General features: G+C 63.0%; 9 protein-coding genes. 2 read left to right on the top strand and 7 right to left on the bottom strand.

Features of this window, described 5'->3' with window-relative positions:
* The first annotated feature begins 325 nt into the window (after window positions 1-325).
* On the top strand, window positions 326-955 hold the full coding sequence (locus F1735_RS31060; RefSeq protein ID WP_167240555.1) for a sigma-70 family RNA polymerase sigma factor: 630 nt from the start codon (window positions 326-328) through the stop codon (window positions 953-955).
* A 503-nt stretch (window positions 956-1,458) separates the two neighbouring features.
* On the opposite strand, the gene F1735_RS31055 is transcribed toward F1735_RS31060, so the two are convergent.
* The 5 genes from F1735_RS31055 to F1735_RS31035 all read right to left on the bottom strand — a co-directional run bounded on the left by F1735_RS31055 (window position 1,459) and on the right by F1735_RS31035 (window position 6,640).
* Entirely contained in the window at window positions 1,459-3,543 is a 2,085-nt protein-coding gene (locus F1735_RS31055; RefSeq protein ID WP_167240553.1) for a methyl-accepting chemotaxis protein, read from the bottom strand.
* A 32-nt stretch (window positions 3,544-3,575) separates the two neighbouring features.
* Window positions 3,576-4,388 (bottom strand): TorF family putative porin, encoded by an 813-nt coding sequence (locus F1735_RS31050; protein ID WP_167240551.1) that lies wholly within the window; start codon window positions 4,386-4,388, stop codon window positions 3,576-3,578.
* Window positions 4,389-4,730: 342 nt separating this feature from the next.
* Complete coding sequence (locus tag F1735_RS31045; protein ID WP_167240549.1) at window positions 4,731-5,612, bottom strand: alpha/beta hydrolase; 882 nt, start codon at window positions 5,610-5,612, stop codon at window positions 4,731-4,733.
* 114 nt (window positions 5,613-5,726) lie between these two features.
* Complete coding sequence (locus tag F1735_RS31040; RefSeq protein ID WP_167240548.1) at window positions 5,727-6,302, bottom strand: TetR/AcrR family transcriptional regulator; 576 nt, start codon at window positions 6,300-6,302, stop codon at window positions 5,727-5,729.
* Complete coding sequence (locus F1735_RS31035; RefSeq protein WP_167240546.1) at window positions 6,299-6,640, bottom strand: DMT family transporter; 342 nt, start codon at window positions 6,638-6,640, stop codon at window positions 6,299-6,301. Before F1735_RS31035 ends, F1735_RS31040 begins: the two co-directional genes overlap by 4 nt.
* 164 nt (window positions 6,641-6,804) lie before the next feature.
* Here F1735_RS31035 and F1735_RS31030 point away from each other — a divergent pair, with 164 nt between their 5' ends.
* Window positions 6,805-8,280 carry a serine hydrolase gene (locus F1735_RS31030; RefSeq protein WP_167240544.1) on the top strand — a complete coding sequence of 492 codons (1,476 nt, stop codon included), beginning with the start codon at window positions 6,805-6,807 and terminating at the stop codon, window positions 8,278-8,280.
* A 13-nt stretch (window positions 8,281-8,293) separates the two neighbouring features.
* Here F1735_RS31030 and F1735_RS31025 read toward each other — a convergent pair whose 3' ends face one another.
* Together F1735_RS31025 and F1735_RS31020 are read right to left on the bottom strand one after the other, a co-directional pair.
* Window positions 8,294-9,283 carry a nucleotidyl transferase AbiEii/AbiGii toxin family protein gene (locus F1735_RS31025; protein WP_167240542.1) on the bottom strand — a complete coding sequence of 330 codons (990 nt, stop codon included), beginning with the start codon at window positions 9,281-9,283 and terminating at the stop codon, window positions 8,294-8,296.
* Window positions 9,284-9,294: 11 nt separating this feature from the next.
* Window positions 9,295-9,873 carry a hypothetical protein gene (locus F1735_RS31020; RefSeq protein ID WP_167240540.1) on the bottom strand — a complete coding sequence of 193 codons (579 nt, stop codon included), beginning with the start codon at window positions 9,871-9,873 and terminating at the stop codon, window positions 9,295-9,297.
* Between the last annotated feature and the right edge of the window lie 218 nt (window positions 9,874-10,091).

Raw genomic sequence — 10,091 nt, 5'->3', positions numbered from 1 at the left:
TTCTTCATCCATCTGGCGCAGGTCGAAATCAGTGAGAGGCGTGGGCTTTTTTAACAAGATTGCACATCATACATTGAACTGAGTTTCCAGGCAGAAAAATTGTCTGCGGGGAGGTGATTGGTTACATCAGTAGTCCCTTCGTATTTGTGATAATGGCCTCTTTTCTGTAATACGATATTTATAACGCAGCAAAATGAAAAGAGGCCATCCTACACAACATGCCATTCATAACTACCTTGAAAATTTCGGGAAATGTTTACCGGCGGATTTTTCGGGCAAAAGTTTAGGTGATCGATCTGTCCGAACTCATCAGAGAGGGGACTTCGTGACTACGGAACGTGAATGTGATCAGCGTCTTGTTGATCGGGCTAAGGCTGGTTGTCGAAAATCGTTCGACATGCTTGTAGTTAAATATCAGAATCGGCTGATGCGATTAATATCCAGGCTCGTTTATGATAGAGTCCAAGCTGAGGACTTGGTACAAGAGTCATTTATTAAGGTTTACCGAGGTTTGGCAAATTTCAGGGGCGAATGCGCTTTTTACACGTGGCTTTACACAATCGGGATCAACACGGCGAAAAGCTATCTTATTGCACAGGCCAAGCGGAATCCGACCTTCATGCAGACCCATGCAGAGCAGGGGCCAACGTTCGCCGATACGGAGGACATACCTGATATGAACACGCCAGATTCGGCGCTCGAAAGCAAACAGCTTGCTTTGGCAATCTATTCGGCAATAAACTCGCTGACACTGGACGAGCGAACCTCGATCGTTCTGCGGGAGCTTGAAGGGCTCAGCTACGAGGAAATCTCAATAATCATGCAGTGTCCCGTTGCGACCGTACGCAGCAGGATTTTTCGAGCGAGGGAGAAAATTGTTGAACAAATTAGCCCCTTGCTTGACTCATCTAGAACTACCGCTTTTAGCTGGAAGGTGCGCGGTGTTCCAAGGTAGGTAAGGACAAAGCCATCGATATCGATGGCCATGGAAAACCCGCCAACGGTGAGCAACAGGTCGCGCAGGTCGGGCGGCACCGGCAAGCCGGTTTTCTGCTCGACGGCGGCAATCGACTGCGGCGTTTCAGGAGCGAAGAAGCGATAGCGCGACTGCTGACCGACCTGCGTCGTGTAATAGGTTTTCAACTGGCGCAGCCGGTCGATGTGCCAGAAAAATACGGTGTCATGCGGAGCCTGATGGTTGAGCGTGAAGGCGAACGGGCGCTTGCCGGCCTGGCTTGGAGACGCCGGCGCGGCGCACCGGTTGCTGGGAAAAATTGTCATTTTAGCATTCATTGACGCGGCCCGGTGCGCCTTTCCGGGTCACGTCATCCGCGCACAGGATACGTTCCGGGGACAAGGCGGCGGTTTGATCGCGCTCACGCGCGCCGCATTCCGCAATCATGCGTACGCGGCCGCGCCTTTGTGCGCAGGGGAATCCGTCGCCGTGCCGGACCACGGTCAGAACTCGTCCCACTCCTCGCTGGCGTGCGCGCTTGCCGGCTTGGCCGGCTGGCCTGGCTTGGCCAGCGCGGGCCGGGCTCCCGGCTTGGCCATCGTCGACGATGGCGTCGAGCGCGCCACCGCCTGGTGCGCGGCGCTGTGGGTGCGGTCGTCCAGCTTGAACACATTGACCGCCCTGGCCAGTTGCGAGGCCTGGAACTGCAGGCTTTCGGCCGCGGCGGCGGCTTCTTCCACCAGCGCCGCATTTTGCTGGGTCACGCCATCCATCTCGGCAATCGCCTGGTTGACTTGCGAAATGCCCTGGCTTTGCTCGCCGGTGGCAACCGTGATCTCCGCGATGATGGCGTTGACCCGGCCCACGCTGGCCACCACCTGCTCCATCGTGCTGCCAGCTTCATCGACCTGGCGGCTGCCGATCGCCACCTTGCCGACCGAATCGTCGATCAGGGCCTTGATTTCCTTGGCCGCCGCCGCACTGCGCTGGGCCAGGTTGCGCACTTCCGAGGCCACCACCGCGAAGCCGCGGCCCTGCTCACCCGCGCGCGCCGCTTCCACCGCCGCGTTCAAGGCCAGGATATTGGTTTGGAAGGCAATCCCATCGATCACGCTGATGATGTCGACGATCTTGTTCGACGACTCGTTGATCGAGGTCATCGTGGCGATCACCTGCGACACCGCCGCCCCGCTCTTGCGCGCCACCTCGGAAGCGGACGCCGCCAGCTGGTTGGCTTGCTTGGCGTTCTCGGCGTTATCGCGCACGGTCGCGGTCAATTGCTCGATCGAGGCGGCCGTTTCTTCCAGCGAACTGGCCTGCTGCTCGGTGCGCGCCGACAAGTCATTGTTGCCATGCGCGATTTCCGCACTCGACTGCGCCACGTTGTCGGCGCTTTCATGCACCTGCACCAGCACCGCATGAATCTTGCCTACAAAGGCGTTGAAGCCCTCGCCGATCACCGCCAGTTCATCCTTGCCGCGCACATCCAGCCGCACCCGCAGGTCGGCTTCGCCCGACGACAGATTGGTCATGGTCGCGCCCAGGGTGCGCAGCGGACGGGTCAGTCTCGACACCACCGTCACCAGGATGCCCCCGGTGGCCACCGCGCACACCAGCGCCACGATCAGGGTGTAGAGCAGCAGTTCGCGCGCCGACGCGGTGGCCACGGCTTTGGGGAAACTCAGGTCCACGCTCCACGGCGCAATATCGGCGTGGATCGACAAGGGCTGCAACAGGCGGATGTTGCCACGTCCATCGTCAAATTCATACGGCTTGCCCTGCTTGATGCGTTCGAGCGCGGCCGCCGGCAAATCGTCGGCCGGCTTGCCCAGCCTGGCCGCCTGGGGATGGCTGGCGTACACGCCGCCATTCGAAATGAGCGACAATTTGCCGCCCTCGATCACCTTCAGCCCGGCCAGGATGGCGGTCAGGCGCGGCAGCATGAAGTCGGCGCTGGCCGTGCCCTTGAACTTGCCTTCTACGATGATCGGCGCCACCAGCGAGGCCATCAGCACATCCTTGCCCCCCACCGGATACACATACGGCTCGGTAAAATAGACCTTGCCGCTGCGCTTGGGAATGTCGTACCAGTCATTCGCGCCCGCGGCGGTGCCGAACACGATCGGTTCGATACTCACCGCATTGCTGGCGTCGCGCGTAAAGTACGGCATGAAACGCCCGCTGGCGTCGTAATGCGGCTTCTTGTTGGCGAATTCGGCATCCTTGCCGTCGAGTTCGTTCGGCTCGAAGGTCACCGCCGCGCCGATCAAGTCTTCCGTTCCCAGCAGGGTCGCTTGCGTCAGTTCATAGATCTGCTCGCGCTGCAAGGGCTGCTTGACGGCCATGGTCGCGCGCATCGCCGCGCCCAGGCTGATCACGCTGGACAGGTTGCTCGACAGGCGGCTCTGCAAGGCGCCGACGACTTCGCGCGAGGACGTGCGCGCCAGCTCCATGGCCGCCGCTTCCGCGCTGGCGCTGCTTTTGACGCCGATCACAAGCGCCGTGACGGCCAGGCTGAGCGCCACCAGCCCGGTGGCGGCGATGCAAATCTTGCCGTTCAGTGAAAGACCCGATCCGAATGCGGCCATGGTGTTTTTATCCTCTGTCGGTGGTTCGAACATCAAAATGTCTTGGTCAGCGCCACCACGAAGGTGCCGACGGCCGGATTCGACACGGCGATCTTGCCTGACGAATCGGGAATGCCGAGCGTGTACGCATCGTAGGCATTGGTGGCGCCGCGCGCCTTGGTGTACGCGCCCGACATCGTCCACCCGCCGTCGAAGGCCTTGCTGACGCCTACCTTGACATCGCGCCAGTTCCAGATGTCGTTGCCGGCGCCGTGTACCCGGCCATCGCCCGCGTGCAGGTTGAGGGTGTAAGCCGAGCCGAGGTCGACATTGGCGCCGATGTCCAGGTAACCGGTGCCGCGCGCGTTGGTGATGCCGAAAAATTCCTTGGTGTAGGTGCTGTTGTACTTGGCGTAGAAAAATTTGTAGGTCACGCCCAGCGACAGCTCGCCGTAGTCGTAGGTGGTGGCGGTGGCGCGGTACTCGGCGCCCGGGTATTTGTAATAGTAGAGCAGCGCGCTGTAGCCGATCGGCCCGGCGGTTCCGGTGTAGCCGCCGTACAGGTCGATTTCGAGCGTGCCATCTTCGATGAAGCGGTTGCTCACGGTCGACATCCAGACCCCGGCCGACCAGCCGCTCGGATGCCCCACGTCGAAGCCGCCTTGCAGGGCCGGCTTGCCCCAGGTCTGGCGAAAGCCGCGCGAAATGTATTGCGAGGCCAGGGTGACATTGGCGGTCATGGTGGTGGCCGGCGCGGCCGCGGGGGCAGGCGCAGTACTGTCGGTGGCCTGGGCCGATGCCTGGGAAGCGCACGCGAGCAGGCTGGCGAAAGAGAGAACAATGCGGTGCTTGACGATAGAAGGCATCTTGAGTTTTCCGTAAGGTTACTGGCCGCGCAAGGACAGGCGCACCAGGTACATCTTGAGCGAAGAGTCAGACGAGGATCAGGTCAAACGTGCGGCAAACTCTGCCGGCGAGCTTGGGGCCGGCAGCCGCACCCGGTCGTGCTGGGGGCTTGAAACAGGTGGGCGCGCGCATGCGCGAGCCCATGCATGAAGAATAGGCGCGAGCGCGCGGCCATGTCAAATGTGTTGCACTACGAGAAGGAAATCCGTTGTATAACGGAGCGAACAGCTGACGATCGGGCAAGATTGCGGCGCGCGCATGCGCGCGCCGTCGTGGACGAGCTCCCGGGGATCTCGACAAGCCTACGGCGCCACGCCTGGCGCCCTGCCGGCGCCGCCGCCAGTTGGCCCGTACACCGTTTCCAGCGCCAGCGCTTCGCTGGCGCGGTAAATCGTATCGTGGCGCTCCTTCGGCATCGGCCTGAAGCTCAGGCTGACCCCAGCGGGCGCATGCGCCAGCAGCGACGCCGCCAGGCGCGCCGTGCCGTGTACGATATTGGCTTCATCGGCCGAGGTCAGGAAAATCTTCTTGGGCCGGGCCGGCAGCGCCTTGACGCTGGCGTCCGCCGTGCGCACCAGCGCTTCATCGTTCCACCACAGGCTGGGGCTGATCGCCACGTAGCGGTCGAACAGGTCCGGCTCGACCAGCAAGGTCTCGACGATGAACAGGCCGGCCAGCGACTCGCCCACGATCGCCTTGTCGGCCGTGACACGGTAATGCGATGCGATATACGGCATCAGCTCGCTACGAATGAACTGGCGGAACGCCGCCGAGCCGCCCACGCGCACGGCGATTTTCTTGTCGTTCTCGACCGTGGTCGGGCCGGTCAGGTCGCGCCGGCGCTCGGTGTTTTCGATTCCCACCAGCAGCACCGGCGGCATGCGCCCGGCCGCCACCAGGGTTTGCACCGTCTGCGCGACGTGCGGGAAGTCTTCGGCCTGGCCGCCATCCGGCATGTACAGTACCGGCAGTGGTGCTCCCTCCATGCCGCCATGACCGGCCGGCGCAAACACATTGATGCGCCGCGTTTCGGACAGCACCGTCGATGTCAGCAGAAACGTGTGCGACTGCAAAGTCGGGGCGGCAGGCTGGGCGGACGACGCGGCAGGCGGGCTGGCCGGCGACTGGGCCAGGGACTGGGCAGCGGCGCAGCAAACGGTCAGGGCGAACAAGATTTTTTTCATAGGAAATCCATGGGCGAGAGAGCGCTAGTCTGCCACTAAAACATTGCCGATACAACACAGCACGACATCAGGCCAAGCGCCGCCAGGTGGCAGACGCGCCGGACCTGAGCCCGCTCACGCCGGGCGCGCCGCAGCCAGCGCCAGCAACTGCGCGCGCACCTGCGGAAAATACGCCGGCCGCTCGCCGCGCGCCAGCAGCCAGTCGAACCAGGCGCCATCAGCGGCCAGCCGCACCACGCCCAGCAGCGGCGCGCGGTCGGTAGCGGCGTGCGCCGCCAGCCGGTTTGCCAGCCACGCGTCCCAGCGCCGCTTGAGCGCGGGATCGGCGATCAGCGAGACCGGCAAGGCCACGCTCCACGGATTATCCAAGGTCTCGGGCGGGTCGTCGAACACCATGCGCACGTAAGCGCGCGTAAAACAGCCATAGGCGCCGTCGTCGCCTGTCAGGCAGGCGTCCAGGCCCTCATCGAAGCGCGCGATCATGTCCTCGAACATGCTCTCGACCAGCGCCTGCTTGTTGGCGAAATGGTGGAACAGGCCGCCCTTGCTCACGCCGGCGGCCTGCGCCACCGCATGTACGGTGACGCCGGCCAAGCCCTGTTCCACCGCAATCTTCGCCGCGCAGCCGAGCAAGGCGCGGCGCACCCGCTCGGGTTCCTTTTTCCTGGTCGACGCAGCTGGCGCGTTCAATGCACCACCGATGTCGACAACGCTTGCACCAGCACCACGCCGATAACGATCAGGCCGATGCCGATGATCGCCACCGGGTCCAGGCGCTGCCGGAACACGATCACGCCGATGAGCGCCGTCAGCACGATGCCGACCCCGCCCCAGATGGCGTACGCCACGCCCAGCGGCACATGTTTGAGCGCCAGCGACAGCAGGTAGAACGAGCCGGCGTAGAACACCGCCATCAGCGCGGTCGGCAACATTTTGCTGAACTGCCCGGACTTGCCGAGGAAGGTGGTGCCGATCACCTCGCAGATAATGGCACCCGCCAGGGCAAGATAGGAAAACCAGGCTGTCATGCTCGAACTGCGCGTCATCAAGAACCCGGACTATAACATACCGACCGAACGGTATGTTTCAAGGAAGATTGCTCATCGGACTTTGGACTGCGCGTCCTTGCTGCTAGACTCCAGGCGGCGCACCGGCCGCCCCTGCCCCCACTGCCGCTCACGATTCGACGACAATGACACGATCACGACTGATTTCCCTGCCTGCGCTCGCGGGTTCCTGCGTGCTGGCCCTGCTGGGCGCCAGCGTACACGCGGCGGCGCCGGTGCCGGCCACCGACGCCGATATCCTGGCCATGATGAAGGCGCGCGTCGATATCGATAAAAAAGGCAGCGGCATGGTGGTCGGCCTGATCGACGCGGGCGGCAGCCGGGTGATCTCGTACGGCGCCGTGAGCATCGGCGGCGCGCCGGCCGGCGCCGACTCGGTGTATGAAATCGGCTCGATCACCAAGGTCTTCACCGCCACCCTGTTCAGCGACATGGTGCTGCGCGGCGAGGTCAAGCTGGACGATCCGATCGGCGCCTGGCTGCCAGCCGGCGTCAAAACGCCGCAGTTCAACGGTAAAGCGATCACCTTGCGCGAGCTCTCGGCGCAACTGTCGGGTTTGCCGAGCATTCCGGCCAACCTGGCGCCGGCCAATCCGGGCAATCCGTTTGCCGATTACACGGTGCCGCAACTGTACGCGGCGCTGGGCGATTTCGCGCCGACGCGGGCCAGCGGCGAGGTATATGACTATTCGAACTACGGCGTCGGCCTGCTCGGGCATATCCTGAGCCTGCGCGCCGGAAGCGATTTCGAGACCCTGGTACGCCAGCGCATCGGCCAGCCGCTGGGCATGGACAGCACCGCCATCACCCTGAGCGCGGCGATGCAGAAACGCCTCGCGACCGGCTACGGCATGCCCGGCAAGGCATCGCAGAACTGGGATATGCCGGCGCTGGCCGGCATGGGCGCGCTGCGCTCAAGCACGTCGGACATGCTCAAATTTGTCGGCGCCAATGCGGGCCTGATTGCCTCGACGCTGTATCCGGCGATGCAGGCCGCGCACCAGCCGCAGCACCCGCTCGGCAAGCAGCCGGGCGAATTCATCGGCCTTGGCTGGCATATTCTCGACAAGTTCGGCTCGCACATCGTCTGGCATAACGGCGGCACCGCCGGCTACCGCACGTTCATCGGCTTCGATCCGGTCACGCGGCGCGGCGTGGTGCTGATGTCCAATTCGCACAGCGGCTCGGACGATATCGCGCGGCGCGCCCTGAACCGCGCCTTCCCGCTGACGATGTACAGCCCGCCGCCGGCCCTGCTCGATGCGCTGGCGCAGCGCGGCTACGAGCAGATCGACGCCGTCTACCAGGACCTGCGCGCCGCCGATCCGCAGTTCACGCTGGACGAAGTGTTCGTCAACCAGTGGGCTTACCAGCTGCTGATGCAGGGCAAGCTGAAAGACAGTCTGGCGCTGTTCAAGTTCAACGCCACGCTGTACCCGGCCAGCAGCAATGTGTTCGACAGCCTGGGCGAAGCGTATGAAAAGAACGGGCGTCCAGACGACGCCATCGCCAGCTACCAGCGCGCGCTCGCACGCGATCCGGAGGCGAAAAACGCGCAGGACAGCCTGACACGGCTGAACGCCCTGAAACAGGCCAAGTGACGCGCCGGCGCGTTCAAGGGCGCCGCCCGAGCAAGCCCCACAAGCGCACCGACATGCTGACCGGCTTGCCCGGCGGCGCATAACTCGGCGCCGGCGCCACCGGCGCAAAGCCGGCGCCTTGCAGGCGCATGGCCAGTTCGGCGAGAAGCTGGCCGAAGTCGGGCCACAACAGCTCGGGGCCGCCGCTATAGATATTTGCCAGCCTGCTTTCGTTCAGGTACAGGCCGGGGTGCGGTGATTCGCGCGCACGCCACTCCGCAAAACAGTCGTCCATACTGTAATGTCCGCGTTTCATCTTCTCCCACGCCGGATGCAGCGCGATCGTTTGGTCGAGCAGCCAGTTGAAGCGCTCCAGGGGCGTCTTATCGCGCCGGCACTCCTCTTCCAGCACCGCCCATATGACAGCGGCATCGACCGTATTGGCGCGCAGCACGAGAATGATGTCCATCATGTCCTTGAAGCGTGGCCGCACCATACACTGATGCAGCTTCCACGCCATCTGCAGTTCGATCGCCACGCTCTTGTGTACCATGAACGCATCGCCCATGCGCGGCTGGTACAGCAAGGGCTGCGGCGGCGGCTCCAGGCGCAGGCCAAAACTGACGTCGATGTCAACATCAAGATACTCATCGCCGATCCACGCGTCGATATCGGTATTTACAGTCGGAAAATCCTCGTCCATCGCGTAGTCGATATTGCGCCAGAACGCATTTTTCGAAAAACTGTCGAAGCGAATGCCGTCGTCGCACTCGGTTTCGGTGACGGCCGTCGCCCAGGCAGTGAGCTCCTTGGCATCGAGCGCACCCAGGCCGACCCAATCGAGGTCGCCGGGTATGCGCCGCCAGCCCTGATCGATCTGCTGGCCGGTGACATAGCTGCCCTTGAGCATGAACGGACCGTCCACCATCGCGGCCCGGCGAAGAAAGGCTTCTTCCGCCACCATGCGCCTGACCGCATGGTCGTGCAGCTCGTGTTGCGCGGCGTAGTCCGTGATTTGTTGCATCGTTATTCTCGTCATGCCTGTTCCAGCCATCCCTTATCGAGTGCAAGATTGCTGTCGTAGACGACGCTTTCCCACTGTTGTTTTTCAAGCGTCCATCCGTGCGCGGCGAGCGCCCCGGTCAATCCCGCCACGCGCGCGCGCAATCCGGCATGCCCGCCTGTTTCGCGCAAGGTGACGTAGCGGAGGTCGCCGCCGCGGATGGCGTTGTTCGACAAATGAGCGCCGAAGGGCGCGCACAGCGCCGCCAGTTGCGGGCGGATTGGCTCCGGCACAAGCATGCGGCCGTGCCATTCAAAGTAATGGTGGCGGGCGTGCGCGAGGGCTTGCGCATCGGGCGAGGCATCCTGCTCGATCTTGCAGCGCACCACCTCAAAACCGGCTTGCGTTGCCTGCCCGGCCAGCGCCAGCGCCTGCGCGATCACCTCATCGAGATGGCCGGCGCGGCACAAGGTCAGCATCGGCTGCACCGGATGACTGCCGCGCGCCAGGGCGATGACCATGGGCTTGGCGCCGGTGGCGGCGGCAAAACGCGCCAGCGCGTCCCACTGCGCCCCGGCAAGCGGCGCGGTGGTCAGGTGAATTTCATACATGTGATTCCAGTGGCGCGCGGCCAGAGATTGCTTAGCCTGAATTTTGCACAAAAAAGGGCAAGAATGCCGTAAGTGATTGATAGAATGGGAATTATCTAAAAACCTACCCTATCAGCACGAACACACCTTGCCCGACATGAATTCTACCCTAGAGCAGCTCCGTTTTGCATCCATTCCCGCTCATAGCGTTCGCGCCGATTTCGCCGGCGGCGGCTTGT

It is taken from the genome of Massilia genomosp. 1, from assembly GCF_011682185.1.
Lineage (GTDB): Bacteria > Pseudomonadota > Gammaproteobacteria > Burkholderiales > Burkholderiaceae_D > Telluria_A > Telluria_A rubra.
This window is presented reverse-complemented; position numbering and strand designations above follow the sequence as displayed.